The 17,050-nt window shown below is 41.7% G+C and carries 13 protein-coding genes; 2 read left to right on the top strand and 11 right to left on the bottom strand.

Features of this window, described 5'->3' with window-relative positions; genetic code table 11:
* The 8 genes from JWR61_RS22465 to JWR61_RS22430 form a co-directional block, all read right to left on the bottom strand.
* On the bottom strand, positions 1-842 hold an 842-nt coding region (locus tag JWR61_RS22465; protein ID WP_301929953.1), incomplete at its 3' end, for an efflux RND transporter permease subunit.
* Positions 843-848: 6 nt separating this feature from the next.
* Entirely contained in the window at positions 849-2,243 is a 1,395-nt protein-coding gene (locus tag JWR61_RS22460) for a TolC family protein (protein ID WP_301929952.1), read from the bottom strand.
* A 40-nt stretch (positions 2,244-2,283) separates the two neighbouring features.
* Positions 2,284-2,667 (bottom strand): hypothetical protein, encoded by a 384-nt coding sequence (locus tag JWR61_RS22455; protein ID WP_301929951.1) that lies wholly within the window; start codon positions 2,665-2,667, stop codon positions 2,284-2,286.
* 179 nt (positions 2,668-2,846) lie between these two features.
* Positions 2,847-3,596: a DUF2490 domain-containing protein gene (locus JWR61_RS22450; RefSeq protein WP_301929950.1), complete on the bottom strand. Its 750-nt coding sequence runs from the start codon at positions 3,594-3,596 to the stop codon at positions 2,847-2,849.
* Between the two features lie 102 nt (positions 3,597-3,698).
* Positions 3,699-6,644: a carboxypeptidase-like regulatory domain-containing protein gene (locus JWR61_RS22445; RefSeq protein WP_301929948.1), complete on the bottom strand. Its 2,946-nt coding sequence runs from the start codon at positions 6,642-6,644 to the stop codon at positions 3,699-3,701.
* A 417-nt stretch (positions 6,645-7,061) separates the two neighbouring features.
* Entirely contained in the window at positions 7,062-8,027 is a 966-nt protein-coding gene (locus JWR61_RS22440) for a sulfite exporter TauE/SafE family protein (RefSeq protein ID WP_301929947.1), read from the bottom strand.
* 1 nt (position 8,028) lies between these two features.
* Positions 8,029-8,628 carry a bifunctional precorrin-2 dehydrogenase/sirohydrochlorin ferrochelatase gene (locus tag JWR61_RS22435; protein WP_301929946.1) on the bottom strand — a complete coding sequence of 200 codons (600 nt, stop codon included), beginning with the start codon at positions 8,626-8,628 and terminating at the stop codon, positions 8,029-8,031.
* Positions 8,629-8,753: 125 nt separating this feature from the next.
* Positions 8,754-9,593, bottom strand: a complete 840-nt coding sequence (locus JWR61_RS22430; protein ID WP_301929945.1) for an MOSC domain-containing protein — start codon at positions 9,591-9,593, stop codon at positions 8,754-8,756.
* Positions 9,594-9,912: 319 nt separating this feature from the next.
* On the opposite strand from JWR61_RS22430, the gene JWR61_RS22425 reads away from it, so the two are divergent.
* Positions 9,913-10,191, top strand: a complete 279-nt coding sequence (locus tag JWR61_RS22425) for a SelT/SelW/SelH family protein (RefSeq protein WP_301929944.1) — start codon at positions 9,913-9,915, stop codon at positions 10,189-10,191.
* A gap of 10 nt (positions 10,192-10,201) precedes the next feature.
* Positions 10,202-10,789, top strand: a complete 588-nt coding sequence (locus JWR61_RS22420; protein ID WP_301929943.1) for a molybdenum cofactor guanylyltransferase — start codon at positions 10,202-10,204, stop codon at positions 10,787-10,789.
* Here the strand turns inward: JWR61_RS22420 and JWR61_RS22415 are convergent, their stop codons facing one another.
* From JWR61_RS22415 to JWR61_RS22405, 3 genes are all read right to left on the bottom strand, one after another.
* Entirely contained in the window at positions 10,790-12,283 is a 1,494-nt protein-coding gene (locus JWR61_RS22415) for a rubredoxin (RefSeq protein WP_301929942.1), read from the bottom strand. It lies immediately after the preceding gene.
* A gap of 130 nt (positions 12,284-12,413) precedes the next feature.
* Entirely contained in the window at positions 12,414-12,935 is a 522-nt protein-coding gene (locus JWR61_RS22410) for a nitrate reductase associated protein (RefSeq protein ID WP_301929941.1), read from the bottom strand.
* 332 nt (positions 12,936-13,267) lie between these two features.
* Complete coding sequence (locus JWR61_RS22405; RefSeq protein WP_301929940.1) at positions 13,268-16,876, bottom strand: nitrate reductase; 3,609 nt, start codon at positions 16,874-16,876, stop codon at positions 13,268-13,270.
* Positions 16,877-17,050 lie beyond the last annotated feature (174 nt).

Below are 17,050 nucleotides of genomic sequence, written 5' to 3'. Positions count from 1 at the left end.
GGGATATATACCGAACGTTTGCCGTTGATGAGCGCATAATCCACGGTTACATCGGCCGCATCTGCTACGGTGCCGATATCATGTATAAACACCGCGGCGGCTCCATCTGTGGTGATAGGAATGTCTTCAAACTGCTGTACCTTTTCTTCCAGTGAATTCACCGTGGTTACATACATCATGCTATCCACCCGTAAATTACCTGATGGACTCATACTATTGCTCTTGGAAATTGCCTCCACTACCTGGTCGGGTGATAAATTATAGCGGCGTAATTTTTCGGGGTCAACACTTACCACAACCGATCTTGAGTTGGCACCAAATGGTGGTGGCGCCGACAAGCCGGAAACGGTAGAAAACATCGGCCGCACACGGGTTACGGCAAGATCATAAATCTCTTTTAAAGATTTTGTCGGGCTGCTGAAAACCAGCTGCCCCACGGGCAATGAAGAGGCATCAAAGCGGATCACCTGCGGGGGCAATGCACCAGGTGGAAAAAATTTGGACGCCCTGTTCACCTGCAAGGCCACCTGTGCCGATGCTTCGGCCATATCGGTGCCTTCGTAAAAGGAAAGTTTTATCAGGGTAAGACCCTGTATGTTTTTACTTTCCATATTTTTTATACCATTCACGTATAAAAACTGGTCCTGCAAACGGGTGGCGAAAAAGCCTTCCATTTGTTGCGGACTCATGCCACCATAAGATTCAATTACATAGATTGTTGGCAGGTTCAGTTTGGGAAAAATATCAATCGGAATTTTCCTGATCGCCATAAAAGAAAACAACAACAATCCTGTAAAAAGTACCATTATGGTAATGGGCCTTTTTAATGCTGCTCGTACCATAATGAGTTATTTTATTGTTTGAATAAATTGTGTAAGATTACCGGTGGCAGCGGCTTTGTCCAGCTGCGCCATGTACCAGTCATTTAATGTTTCGATGTAATCAGTCTGCGACCGGTACAATACAAATGATGCATTGGTCAGGTCAATCAAAGAGATAATACCGGCTTTATACTGTGCCAGTTTTTGCTGGTAAGTATCCTGGGCTGACTGAAACTGTACCGGCAATTCTGTTAGGTTGGCCAGCGTAGTTTGCAGGGCATTGTCGGCCTGGTTGGCAGACGATAACAGGGATAACTTTTGTTGTTGCAAATCATATTCACTTGCCTGCAACTGGTAGCGGTTAATGGCCAGCTTATCCTTCTTGGTAATGCCGTTAAAAAGATTGTAGGTGAAGGCTACGCCGACTGCATAATTAAAACGCTGATAACCCAACCCGGTTGCGAGTGACTTATAATGGTCATTGTATTGAATGCTGGACCCTCTGCCCCAGGAGCTGCCCGCCAGCAATATTTTAGGCAGGTAACTTTTGGCGATGAGGCGTTGATTGGCCAAATAAATATCCCTTCTTTTAGAGTAATAATCTACCAGCGGATTATTAACACTGTCCATCGCAAAATCAGCCGCCACGGGTATTTTATTCATCGGGTTGATAGGGACAGAATCTACCGTTATACTATTTCCCGGTATCCCCGTGAGATAGGCCAATTGTTCCTTTAACTGGCTTACATTTCCCAGTGTTTGGTTGTAACTGATTTTTGTTTTTGAGAGTTCGGCTTTGGCAAGCGACGAATCTGCGCCAGGTTTAATACCCGCTGCAGTAAGCGCCTGAATCACATTGAAGATGCTTTGATACCTGTCAATATTTTGCCTGTCGGCGCTCAACCGGTATTGATTTCTGAGGATATTAAAATACAATTTGGCGACGTTCAGATCCAGGAAATACTGCTCTTTTTTCAGGTCGGTTTCTGCCAGGTTAAGGTAAGCCCTCGCCGTATTTAATTTAGCCTGGTTGAGTCCAAAATTGGCAAGTTCATACTCACTGTATAATACCGCTACATTGCCTGCAGCCGGCTGTCCGATATTTTCGCTGCGGATACTTCCGGAGGTAGAAGGCGTCATACCAAAAGTAAAAAAACTGCCGGCGAGTGAATTGGCCGATCCAAGGTTTAACTGTTCGCCAAATCTGACCTGTGGTAAAAAAGAATGTTTTGTATCGGTGATGGCGGCTTTGCCGGATTCGATCAATGCTTTCTTCTGCATCAATACCGGCAGGTAATTGTGGGCGCTGTCTATCAGGCTGGATAAGGAATATTTTTTTGTTTGTGCAAATACAAAAGGTGCCTGTATCAATAATAATATACTGAATACAGAATAGCACCTTCGTCTTAAAAAAGGAACCATAATGATTTATTAAGGTGAAAAATGTTGAAACAAATAAATGTTATACAACAGCGGGCGGTCCCCTTAATGAATAGGTAAATAAGTGAGGAGAGACAAGCGCAGGATTAAGATAATTGCCAAAGGATGTTTCAGGGGTAATGTATGCTTGTATTTCAAAAGAAACCGGCACGCAAAAAGGCGTAGTGGCTGGTTGAAATCTTTTGTTTAGACGGATAGAACTAACTTTTCCAGTCGTTTTGTTGTTACCAGGGCCAACTACAACCAGGGCAGATGTGGTTGCTTTTGTATAAACAGCCGGGGCATATTTGCCAGTACTAATACTATCGTGATTAATAAAAATCTGTACTAAAAAAAAGGGCAGATAAAAAAGCAGGGCAACTATTTTAGTGAGGCTAAAAAATATATTTTGCTTTTTTTGACGCATGACGTAATGGAAGTATTTGAGCACAATGTCGAAGCTGCAAATGTCAGTCTAACTTAGTTAAGTTATTTATATCTTTTGCAAACAAATTGTTAACCGCAAACATAATTACTTTTGACTGAATAAAAAACCGGTTGACACTACGAACAGTTTAGCCGGTTTTTATAAAAATTTTTAATTCACTATTTGCTTCGCAGATCAACATTTTGAAAATAAAACAAACGGGCACCATTGATGTTTTTATATTGATTGCCTGCAGCCAATTGCTGAAAAACATTCAGGTAGCCAAATTGAAAGTTGGAACTTTTACCGGTTTGTAATTTAAGCCCTGCGAAGAAACGGTTCTGATCAAAATAGTTATTGACTATTTGTTTGCCAAAATTTACATGCACTTCATCGTTTAAAATAAATGACAGTGCCCCCGGCTCAATGCCTTTTTTACTCAACGGAATCTCGTACCATAAGTTATAACGCAGCCTGAAATTAAAACTGTATCCGTCTGCCAAAGCATCGTCATTCAGAATTTTACGCCGATACCTTTCCTCCAACCGCACCCATTGCATCATCCTGGTTTTGGCATATTTGGTATGCCATTGAATTTGCTGCCAGGGCCGATGCTCCGTTTGAGAAATATTTTTATGATTATCCCCCGGGAAAAAATTTACCCATGCGTAACCCGCTGTTAGCTTGGTATCTGTGGCAACGTAGTAAGTCAGCCCAACCCTAACAATGCTGACTGATAAATTATTTACAAAGTCATCTTTGGTACGCAAATTCAAATCTGTCCACAAACCCAGTTTGTTACTAAATCTCGTTTGGTTAAAATACCCCAGCCATACCTGGTTAAGATTTTCAGTGTGCTTTGTATTTTGAGCAATCGATGTAATAGTAAAACAAAGCGACACTATACAACAGATAATATTTTTTTTCATCTACAGTATTTATTTAAAGGGGAGTGAAAGATAAATTATCAAACACTCCCTGTCTTTTTAGTCAATATCTTGTTTGGTTCGTTCCCGAAACAAACGTGCTATCTATTTGTTCAGTAAACCATCCAATGTTATGGCAACATAATATAGTGCACCGATCGTTGGACCGCCCGCATATTCCAGGTGGCGGTTATTCAGTACATTGGTTCCTCCCAGTTTAACGGTAGCTTTCACTTTTGGAATTCTGTAGGTAACCTGCGCATCCAGGTTATTGATGGCCGCAATTTTACCCGTCACCAACGGACTTTCCCATAAGAAAGCATTCTGCCATTTCCACACAATATTAAACCCAACATTTCTGCTGATTGCCCGGTTACCAAAAGATACATTGGTCGTCCAGTCTGGGGTATTGAAACCTGTGATGAAAAGATCGGGCGTGGCATTGCCTTTAATTTTATTGTAGTTAATATTACCTGAAATTGTAAAGGTTTTGTAGAAATTATACGTCAGCCCAAGCGAAGAACCATAGGTAGTGTATTTATTTTTTGCATTGGTATACACACGATAGCGATCTTGTCCTTTACTGGCTGCAGTAGCAGGAGAAGTTGACGTTGCATCCTTTGCAGGCTGTGCATCACGGTTCCGGTCAATCATGGCCAATACAGCAGCATCCGAACCGATGGTTTCCGCAATGGGAACAAACACCTGTACCTGGCCCAAAAACCCATCATAGATATTGGTGTAAGCATCAAAATCTACAAATACTTTATTATTGAACAAAGCACTCTTATAACCCACTTCAAAAGAATTAATTCCCTCAGGCCTTCCGTTTGGCAAAGAGGCAGCTTTTAGCAAACCCCGGTTGGCCAGGGCTGCGGAGTCTGTATTGCCGCCTGCTTTTACAGCTGCGTTAAATGCTGCAACAGATGTTTGTGTATAACTGTTATCACGGTACCCAAGGCCTTCATTGATGACAGGTAATATACCCACCCGTTTAACGCGGCCGTTGTTTACGTAAGACAAGGCTTCAAACAAGGCAGGAAAACGGTAGCCTTTCTGAAAAGTGAAACGAAAATTGTGTTTCTGTTTTACGGTATACACAGCAGCTATTCTTGGAGTAAGTTTGGCTGTAAATTCGGGATTATAATCTGCACGCAATGAACCCCACAATTTTAATTTTTCTTCAAACAACGTTTTGGTCACCTGCACAAAACCACCGAATTTTTTGTAGTAGATGTTGCTGCCAAAACTACCGTCCGCTAAAGGTGTATTTCTTTCTGCAACCGGTCTTGTAAAATCAACAAAATTATTGCCATCCGGTATCAGTTGATAGACCCTTGCATCACCACCGACCAACAGGTTAAAATATTTTACTTGTTTGGTAAGATCCAATTGCCCTTCTACATGATACAAGTGACTTTTTTGCCACAGAGCGGCACCACCTGTGGCAGGGGCATTTGGTATTTGCGCAGATTTAATATCCCAGTTATTTATTTTTATGATGGAGTCTTTAACCCTGTTGAAGTAAGCAGTACCAGGTTCCGCACGGCCTGCATCTGCCAGCTGGCGTGCATATTGTGTTGCTTCAGCCAGATTTTCTGATGTGAGTGCACCACCATGTGTTGTTGCGAAAGAAGTGAGCGCATTTTTAAATTTAGTTCCCCAGGCACTGTTGCTGCCACCGGTATATAAATCAAGGTTATCAGCCAAAGGCTTAACGTTATAGCTGTCACCAGAATTTTCTATTGAGGTATAGGCTTTGATCGTAAAATTGCTTCCTTTTAATTCAACCTGGTGATTTTGCACTACTACGTTATCCAGTTTAATTTTGTTACCGCGTTGAAACACACCATCCATTTTACCTACCCGGTAGGTATAAATTAACGTTGTATTGGGTGTTATTTTATAGTGTAGCGCCGCGTCAAATTTCAGGTTGTTTACTTTCGGATCTACCAGGTCTTTTTCCCAGTAACCTGTACGGGCAACAGTCAACGTTTTATTGGTTGCGCCATCAATTTTTAAGCCGGTAACAGAGACTGTATTACTTCCTGCAAGAGCGTCATCGCCATATTTATTCCAGCCATCAAAAACAATATTGTTGTCGCCGTTCAATGCCGGGTAAGATGGATTAGCCGTATTTTTATTATTCGGATTCTGGTCCAGTCTTGTATCAGAAATCCAGTCTACACCCTGCAGATAGCTACCATTTATTTTAAAGGCAAATTTATTATTGAATGCCTTTGCATAGCGTATTGCCGTTTCCGTCAGCAGGCCCGGTGAATGATCGATACCATCGACGTGATTGATACCGGTACGTTGAAATACACTTAATCCTTCAGAAGTAAAAGGATTCTTTGTGATAAGATTGCTCATACCGTTGATTGCATTCATGCCATACAAGGCAGAAGCTGCACCTGGTGTAACTTCAATACTTTGTATGTCCAGTTCTGTTGGCCCGATGGCATTACCCAATGGCACGCCCAATGTGGCTGCCTGCATATCAATACCATCAACCAGTTGCATAAAACGAAAGTTGTTGGGAATATTAAAACCTCTTGTGTTGGGTACTTTGAATGTAATGGAAGAAGTAGTTAACTGAACGCCTTTTACATTACCGAGCGCATCATAAAAGGAAGCTGCAGGTGTTTCTTTCAATGCCCTGATATCCAGTTTTTCGATGCTCACAGGCGACTTTAAAATTTTCTCAGAAGTACGGCTTGCTGTGACTACCACTTCGTTTGCAAGAAAGGTTTGGCTGGTTAATTGTATGGCCAACTTTGAGTTAGCATTCCTGATTTCGATTTCCTGCGGAGAAAACCCAACGGAAGTTACCACTACTGTAAAAGGAAATTTTTGATTGATCACCAATGAAAATCTACCGGTCGAATCGGTGATGGTTCCGCTGGATGCGCCTTTTACAGCTATACTGGCAGATGCCAACCCTTCATGATTTTCACCGACTATGCGGCCACTTAAAATCACGGTGCCATTTAGTTGACCGAAGGCTATAACCGGGAGTAAAAAATATACTAATACTGCTAACTTTCTCATTGTAGAATTTTGGTGGTTTTGTTTTACAATTATAAATTCATTCATATGCTAACCTAACCCCTTCGGGGAATTAGGATGTGATTAATACCTGTTAACTTTAAAAAGGAGAATGTTTAAAATAGCCGCGGGTAATATCATTTAGTATACTATTTTAGTAGACTAATAACTTAAAAAAAACTTGAGGATCTATTTTACAGTTAATTCTGTACAACATCGGCGCTTACTTATGACGGAGAATCTTGTGCCTGCTAACTTATTCATGAAAGAGTATCTTTTAATTTGTACGCAAAGATAAAGGGATTATTATTAGTCCACCAAATTTATAGACTTAAAGATTTAAATTATTTTTTTCATCAGTCATTTATGCTACAAGGAAGAAAAATTAAATTGCCTGCTGATTTCCTGCGAATAAGTGAACTACAAAAACACAGCTCTGCCGATGGTAATTAATCCGCAAATGATTACCACTACGCCCACAACAACAAACATTTTTTTGGTGGGTAGTTTAGCAGTAAGCATGGCAGAAAAAGGAGCTGTAACAATACCCCCGATCAATAATCCGGCCACTACATTCCAGTGCTGAATACCGATAGTGAAAATAAAAGTAGTGGCACTGGCCACAGTGAGTATACATTTAGCAAAGGTGGAGCTGCCGATTACAAACCTCGGTGTATGGCCGTTTTTTATAAAAGTGCCTGTAACCAATGGCCCCCAGCCACCGCCACCAAATGAATCTATAAAGCCGCCTATTAAACCCAGTACAGTGATATTGCTTTTTTTCTTTTGCTGATTAACCGTTTTCTTTTTAAATGCATTTTGCAAAATCTTTATCCCAAGATATATGGTATAGGCTGCAATAAATGGTTTGGTAACCTTCGCATACCTTTCTCCCACATAGGTTAGCAGTAATGCCCCTGCTACCGCTCCAATAATAGCTGGTAAAGCCAAAGCCTTCGCCAGTTTTTTATTAATGTTTCCGAGTTGCCAGTGACTTATGGTTCCTGCAGCACTCGTAAAAGCTTCTGCCGAGTGAATGCTCGCACTTACTACCGGCGGAGGTACGTTCATTATTAATAATAAGGATGTGCAGATAACACCATACCCCATCCCCATAGAACCGGCAACAATTTCAGCGCCAAAACCAATCAGTAACATCCAGTAAAATAAATGATTGTCCCTGTTTAATGTTGCCTGTAAAAAGGTTAGCTGTTCAGCGGAGAGAAAAAAGTAGGAAAACAAGATAATAATTAAAACAAAAGCGATCGCTACAAGGTATTTGCTGACTACTTTTCGCCTGGAAGAATTGAGTTCCTGTTGGGTGATCACCACGTCATGCGAATGCGTAATTTCTTCTATTATTTCTTCGGGTGTATTACTCGACATGTTATTTATTTTGGGAAAGATTTTTGGTGATTTCATTCAGCTGTCTCACTTTGTCGGTAAAATCACCTGTCATTTTATTGCGAATGGCCTGCATATTGTCCAATAAACTATCAAGCTCATCTGGCAGTGTTTCATTCAACATTTCTTTAACACGTTTAGCGATAGTGGGCGACTTGCCGTTGGTACTGATAGCAACCTTAAGATTTCCCTTTTGCACCACCGATCCCAGGTAAAAATCGCACAGATCCGGTTTATCAGCCACGTTTATCAGGATGCCTTTCAACTTCGCATCCATTGCTACCTGCCCGCTTACTACAGGGTCATTAATCGCCGCTATCGCAATATCAATATTGTCGAAATCACTTAATTGGTAAGGCCTTTCCACCAGCGTTACACCCGGGTATTCTTTGACCAATTCTTTTATTTCCCCACTTATTTCGCTGGCCACCAACGTAATAACCGCGGCAGGTGAATTGGCCAACACAGCCTGCAATTTTTCCATTCCAACATAGCCGCCGCCCACTATCAGCAAACGCAATTGCTTTAATTTTAAAAAAACCGGAAAAAGCTCATTTTGAGCAGGTGAGATATTATTTACCATCGGCTGCAAATATATGGATATCTCCACTAAATTAGTAGACTATTGAGTATCTTTTTTTTATTACCAATAAACGGATGGCTATTTTGTGTTATTTAACTAAACCAATACAATTTCGGCAGAAAAAATTATTGCGCTGATAGTGTAAAAGAGAAGGGTTCTTTTACACTTATTATTTCGATTTTATCACCAATCTTCAGGGCGCCGGTTTGCTTATGCAGTATATTCTGTCCAAAGTATATTTTGTTATTTTTCATTCTGTAGGTGGCAAGTGTTTTCAAAGGTTCCTTTGCTTTTTCTGCAGTTGCCTGGTTAATGGTTGTAATGGTGCACCGGGCGCATAGTTTTACACCGTATAAATCAATGTTATTTATTTTTACATGCGCCATGATATCTTCATCATGCGGCTTTCCGCCGGTAAAAACAATATTTGGCCTGAAACGGTTGATGGATAAAGGTTTTGCCAGGCGGCTGTTGAGATCATCCAGTGAAGCCTGCCCGATGATGAGCAAAGGATAACCGTCAGAAAAACTGGTAATATCATTTTCACCGGCATATTCAGGGTCTACTTTTCTTTTTTCACTATCCGGCATGTATACCAGTCTGCATTGAATGGATAGTTTTGCGGAGAACCATGCATCTGCTGCATTACTTACCAATTGCGCATTGCATACATCATCCCACACCTGCACTGGAATTGTTCCTGCTCCGGCTGGCGGCGGCATTGCTATATAAATTTTATCTACAGGATTATTTTTATCATAAACAATTAATTCATTGTCCTGTATGGCTGTTTGCAGCAAACACATTTCCGGATGTTCCCGTTGGGTTAAAAATTGATTGTTACCATCTACCAGCATCCATCGCCGGTCGTATTGCAACCCCCGGTCGGTTAAATATGCTTCGGTCACTTCAATACCGCCAAGTGACTTAACGGGGTAAATAAAAAGCTGGCTGATGGTATACATATTTCAAAATTGGTGATTATCTGTTTAATTACAAATAAAAAAACATTTCGTGATCTGTATCCGATGACCGTAGCAGCCAGGTTAGATTAATATATTGAGGTGCATGCTATTTAAGGCATTTTAAAAAACGCTATTGCCGGTACCCAATTAATCATCGGGTAGTAGCCTTCGGTTAAATCATACACATCAATACGAACGCTGAAGATCCAAAATGAAATACTGTTGAACGGAGCGTCGCCACTGAAGTCAAATCAGGGTGATTAGCCTGTTACAAAATTGTATTATTACTGTACATTTGAGTATTAAAATCCAGACAAGCATGAAGCCTACCATCACCATAGAATATTGTCCCAAATGCCATTGGCTGTTGAGAGCCGCGTACATGGCGCAGGAATTGCTGACGACTTTTGAAGGCGACATACAATCGGTAACCCTGCAACCGAGCGAAGTAGGCGGGCGTTACATTATTTCTATTAACGGCAATACTATTTTTGACCGCAAAATCTTTGGCGGCTTCCCGGAAATTAAAGAATTAAAGCAACTGGTAAGAGATGTAGTAAACCCTGATAAGAGCCTGGGCCATTCTGATAAACATTAAAATTTATTGTATGGTAGGCATCATTTTATGCGGCGGCCAAAGCTTCCGGATGGGCAGCGATAAAGGCTTGCTTGTTTCAGGCGAAGGACAGTTATGGGCACAGACTGCCATCAATAAAATGGCAGCGTTGCAAATACCTGTCTCGCTTGTTGTAAACAGGTTGCAATATGCCGGTTACACCGAAGCGTTTGCAGGTACGCCTGTTATAACTGACAATGAAAATCTAGCAATACACGGACCATTGTTAGGGGTATTGAGTGCGCATGTACAATACCCGGTGCAAAACCTTTTTGTGCTGGCCTGCGATATGCCATTGATGGAAACCAGCGTGCTGACTGAGTTGTACAACAAATACCTGGAAAGTGACGCCTATGACGCTCTTGTTTTTACCAATGAAGAAGAGCCGGAACCGCTCTGCGCAATTTACTGCGCCGAAGGCTTATCGGCCATTGCAGAAATGCATAAAAAAGGTCTTTTAAAAAGGCATAGTATGAAGAGTATGATTGAAAATTTGAACGTTTGTTTTGTACCAATTACAAGCGAGCAGAAAAAATATTTCACCAATGTAAATGCGCATGCCGATTTAAATGGCGCGTGATTATGCTTCTTTAAACACCAGCGACAATTTGTTGATTGGGGTAAACATTTCCTTCGGCGCTTCGCACAAAGGGCAGCCATATTGCTCCGGTAGATTTTCAAATAACGTACCTGCTGCAATGTGATTTTCCGGTTCACCAACTGATGCATCATACACAGTAAAACATTGGGGACACTGGTGTATCCAAACGGGTATTTCCGCTTTCTGCGGCGCCTCTTTCTTCGGCTTTTTTATACTGAATGTTTGTTGTACATTTTCCTTATGCGCATAAAAACCAATGATGGCACGACGCAATTGTTCCGGCAGCATCCACTTATAATTATTGGCACTAAATATTTTCCCGGTCCTTTCATTGGGATTAAAATCCTTGGCGCATAAAATATCATAGCGGCTAAAAAAATCAATACCAGCAATAGAAAACAAGGGTTTTTTCTTTACCAGTATACTACTGAACACTTCACTTTTTCGGCGGGTTTTAATCCCGATGCAAATACCAAAAGTGCGGGTGTCATCCTGCTGCAAATGTTTAATCAGGTAATTTTTCAACGCCAGTCCTTCTTTGCAATCATCTTCTACCTGAAAGTTTAATTCGTTGGCTGCATGGCGCACGTTGATCTGGTGTTTGCCCAGCACGGCATCCCATAAATTGCGGTCCTTTTCTTCAATGCCTTTTATGATAATGGACTTCCAGGGCGTAGAACATAACTGGCCAATTTTAGTAGCCAGGCAAAGCGAACAAACCTGCTGTAAAAACGCAACAGAAAACTTTTCATCCCTGCGGTAAATACCGAGCCAGTAGCGGTTATTCACCCGGTTAAATCCCTCATAGTAAGGCAGCATAAACGGCGGAAAAACAATTTTTGTTTCAGCAGCTTTTACATTGTATTGCTGCTGTTGCGTAACGATGCTGTACAACGAAGTGCCATCGGGTTCAGGCGCATCATAAAATTGTTTATCGCTGCTTTTAATAACTGTTTCAATATGCTGCGTAAGCGCCGCAATGTCATTGGTGTACACAATATCCGGCCATTCGTAAATGGCATTTGTTTTAGGAAAGCGGATAAACAAATGCCAGAAATGGAGGTTATCACTGGCCACCCAATTAATGTTGCCGGTAAGCATGGGCGTAAAACTCTGCTTACTGTCGCTGATGTTTATTTTTAAAGTTGGCACATAATCAAAGGCATCAAAAATATCTTTATACACGCCTTCGCTCAACCATGTTTTGGTAATAAAAATTTCTTCAGCCGGGTACGAGCTTACAATGTTTGGATGCTGATCGGTATCCGCTTCAAAGGCAATGTCTTTGCCCTTCAATGCTTCAGTCAGTTTATTATATTCTTCATTCGCCACTTCAATAAATAATTGTTGGCGCAAGCCAAAGCTTACCTGCTTAACGCCCGATAAAGCAGCAGCATCAAGGATATGCATCAAATCACCCGGAGAAATAATGCCCCCGGTAAAATTTATTTTTATGGTAAATGAATTTTTCATGCTGCTTGTTTTTATGTTACCTGCGATTATTTTTCATGGCGGCTTCGTTGTGTCACTCCCTTATACTTTTACAGCTTTGAGCGACACCTCCTCAACTTGCTACCTTATTTCGTAATCGCAATTCCGCCAATCAAATCATTGCATCGGTTGTTAACCCAAACTCTTTCATGGCATTTGGAAAATTTTTATTCTCATGCCCCGGGCTAAATAATTTCAGCAATGCAAAACGTTGCAGGTTGGTTAAGTTGCTCCATTTTTCAACTGAAATAAACCAGTTAAATTCTGCCGCTTTTTGCTGCAAGCCCCCGGGAACACTATTGAGGTTTGCCCACAAAGGAGCCGGATTGATTGCCAATGCCCTGGCATCCGTGCCGCTGTACATATTTACCAGGCCATTTAGATAATAATAATACCGTTCCTTCTCATCCGTCATTTTACAATGCATTACCGCCAGTGTTTTTCTTTCTTCAATAGAAAACTTACACCACAATTCCAATGGCAATTTAATTCCAACCGCATCCATTTTAAACCGAACAATCATTGGTATGCAACGCACATTAGCTTCAACAAAATCCTCCTCAAATAAAAAATATTCCACGCCGAATAAACCCTGCATTTCGGAAGATTGTTGGATGGTATTTGTAGTTGGCATGGTGTGTTTATTATGTTCCTGATAACCCGTTAATTCTTTTTTCTATCCCTACTCATAAAGTTAGGGCTATACTAGTTCTCCGTTATTTCATTATCCCCGCTTTTCAGCGTTTCAATTGTCCCGCCCTTCACGGCGGGGATAAAGAATATTTTTATTTTTAATTGGCTTTAGCTAAACTACTAGTTGGGCTAAAGCCCAATTTCTTATTTTTATTTTTCACGCCCTGAAGGGCGTGGCAATTGAATCTGAAGCGCGGGGCAATTGGCTGAAAGGCTTGCCAATTCAAACCCTGAAGGGCGAGGCAATTGAAACCCTTTTGCAAGCCTTACTGGTTACACCGCCGCCGCAATTAAAACCTGTGGCACGATATTGATTTCTTTATCTGCCACCGGCAAAGTTGCTTTATCCAATATTGCCTGCACCTCAGGCCTGCAACTGCCGCAGCCCATACCTGCACCGCTTGCTTCGCACAATGTTTTTAACTGCGTACAACCTTCTTTAATTTTATTGACAATATTGCCTTCGCCTACATTGCCACAACTGCAAACCAGTTTACCAATTACCGGCTCCGCTTTATTGCCAGATCGTAATAACTGCAGCCGCTTTTCACTTAGCTCCATTTTATTTTGTATCAGGTCGCGGTATTCTAAAAATTCTGTTTTATCACCAATCAAAATAGCACCTACCAAACGGTCATTGTGAATGATACATTTTTTATAATAACGCTTTGCTTTATCAATAAAAACTACTTCCTCGTACGCCGGATCATCCGGGCATTCTGCCAGTCCCATCGAAACCAAATCAGTACCATGCATTTTCAAAATATTCATCAACAGGGAGCCTTCATAATATTTCGAAATATCGCCGCTCAGATAACGGGCTACAATTTCTGCCTGTTGCTCAGCCGCTGCGGTAATACCATATAAAAATCCTTTGAACTCTGCAATCTCACCCACTGCAAAGATGGATGGGTCACTGGTTTGCAGGTATTCATTTACTTCAACGCCGCGTTTGCTTTGCAGACCGCAGGCTTTTGCCAGTTCAATATTGGGTACAGTCCCCACAGCGATAACTATGGCCTGGCAATTAATTGTTAAACCACTTTTTAGTTGAACGCCGGTTACTTTCCCGTTGCCGTAAAAACGTTCTATCTCATCATTGTAATAAATGTCTACGTCCTTACTTAATAATTCTTCGTGCAATAACTGGCTGCCCAAAGGATCCAACTGCCGGTCCATTAGCCTGCTGATACGTTGAACGATGGTAACGCCCACACCTACCTCCCTTAATGAAGCAGCTAACTCAATGCCCAGCAAACCACCGCCAACAATCAGTACTTTTCCTTTCGCAGCATCCACATGATGTCTGAAATTATCCGCATCTACCCTGCTGCGCATGGTAAATATGCCTTTCATATCCGGCACATCCCGCAGCATGGCAGCACGACTACCAGTCGCCATCAACAACACATCATATTCATGAACAACACCTTTGCTATCGGTGACCGTTTTATGTTCCCGGTCGACCTGCTCAATGCTTACACCGCGGTACAATTGGATATTGAAAGTCCGTTCTTCCCTGTCTGTCATCTTTACCAACTGCGCCCATTTTTGTGCACCACTGATATAATCCGGCAACATTACCCTGTTATAAAAAGGAAAGTTTTCTTTGCTAAAAACTTTTATTTCATCTTCTGTATTGAGTGCCCGATAACTTTTTACAAAACCACAGGCACCGGCACCAGCACCGATTACAACAATTTTTTGCGCAGGCTTTTTATGCAATGCAACCTGCACCGCAGCAAATTTAAAATCAGGTTCCTTTGATTGCGGATCCACCAGGTTGTTGGTTAAATTATTAGCCCGGTTTAAATCACTGTTTAAAATTTTACCCCAATGCATTGGTAAAAAACAAACGCCCTGTTTAATGTCTTCCGTCAGCTTCGCTTTCACTCTTGCATTACCGCGGAGGTTAATTACTTCTACCAAATCACCTTCTTTAATTTTTCTTATCGCCGCATCTACGGGGTTAATTTCAAGAAAACTTTCTTTGATGTGCTGGTTTAGTTTATTCACTTTACCGGTCTTACTTCTTGTATGCCACTGGTCGCGGATACGACCTGTGGTAAGGATTAATGGATGTTCTGCAGTTAACGGTTCCGATTTATTAGCGTCTCCAAAAGAATGAATGGTGGCTTTTTTTGAAGGTGTATAAAACTGGTGATCCGTAAATAATCTTGCTGTACCAAACGCACCTGTCTGTTTTGTAAAGGGCCACTGAACAGAACGCTGTGTTTTTAAAATAGCGTAATTCAATCCGCTGATGTCTATATTCGTGCCTTCTGTTAAGGCTGCATGTTCAGTAAATATTTCCGCCGCACTTTTGTAATCAAATCCGTTAAAGCCCATCTTTTGCGCAAAGCGGCAAATAATTTCCGCATCCGGCAATGCTTCACCCGGTGCCTCTGTAATTTTACCCAAATGCGAAATGTAGCGCCCCGCATTGGTCATCGTACCTTCTTTCTCGGCCCATGCTGCCGCAGGCAATACCACATCTGCATAGGGCAATGTTTCCACTTTATTACTCACATCCTGCACCACTACAAATTTTGCATTCTTTAATCCCTGTTCCGCTATGCGTACATCCGGCAGACTGATCAAAGGATTGGTACACAAAATCCAGATGGCTTTTAATTTACCTTCATTCAACGCGGCAAACATTTCAGTAGCCGTTAAACCGGGTTGGGATTGAATGGTACCCAACGGTATCTGCCAGAATTTCTCTACGTCGTTCCTGTCTGTTTCGCTGGCCAAATTTCTGTGCGCCGGCAATAAATTGGATAAGCCGCCGACTTCACGGCCCCCCATAGCGTTGGGCTGACCGGTTAATGAAAACGGCCCTGAGCCAGGCTTTCCGATATGGCCAGTGATTAAATTTAAATTGATCAGTGATAAATTTTTATTCACGCCCACCACGCTTTGATTCAGTCCCATTGTCCACATCGTGATAAAGCCTTTTGCATTTCCGATGTAGGATGCAGCCTCACGAATGGCGCTTACTTCAATACCGCAGATAGCTGCTGCTTCATCCAACGTCCTTTCAAAAACCGAATTTCTGTAATCATCAAACCCATTGGTATGATCACTGATAAAATCAAAATCAAGCATTTCATTTTCTATCAGGCAACGTCCAATGGCGTGGTGCAACGTAATATCTGTTCCGGGGTTTAATTGCAAATGCACATTGGCAATGGAACAGGTTTGTGTTTTACGTGGATCGCTGACAATAATTTTAAGGTTCGGATTTTTTTCTCTTGCCGCTTCTACCCTTCTCCATAAAATAGGATGACACCAGGCCGGGTTGGCACCCGCAACAAATATCACATCACACAGTTCAATGTCGTCGTAACTCACCGGCACACTGTCTTCACCCAAACTCATCTTATAACCCACCACCGCACTGCTCATGCAAAGGCGGCTGTTGGTATCAATATTATTGCTGCCAATAAATCCCTTAATCAATTTATTAACTACATAATACTCTTCCGTTAAACATTGTCCCGAAGCATAAAACGCCACCGCATCCGGACCGTATTTATCAATGATTGTTTTAAATACCGCTGCCGTTCTTTCCAAAGCCGTATTCCACGAAACCCTTTGCCTTGGCTGGTTACGGGCATAACGCATTTCAGGATACAACAAGCGGTCACTCTTATCCATCACGGTATAATGCAGGTTCATCCCCTTGCTGCACAACATGCCTTTGTTCACCGGATGATCCTTATCCCCTTCAACCTGTATACGTCCCTGTACGTCTTTGCTAACAACAATACCGCATCCCACACCACAATAGCAGCAGGTGGATTTAACCCCTGTGGGAAGAGCTGCCCCCGTCCCCTGAAGGGGAGGAATTTGACCGGTATTATTTTTTGTGTCGCTCAATTTTTTGATGTTATTTTTTACCCAACTTTTGAATTTCTATTTAGCTTCATTGGCGTCGCACTCTTATGCCGTATCGCTTTGCTGAGCTTGCTTATGTTACAGCAGCTTCGAAATGTTTACCCTTACAACTACTTATTTTAAAGTAACAATCACAAAAAATCAGAAGTCAATAAA

Origin of the sequence: Ferruginibacter sp., from assembly GCF_028288465.1 — a bacterium.
Lineage (GTDB): Bacteria > Bacteroidota > Bacteroidia > Chitinophagales > Chitinophagaceae > Ferruginibacter.
The sequence above is the reverse complement of the archived record's forward strand: the minus strand, read 5'-3'. Positions and strand labels throughout refer to the sequence as shown.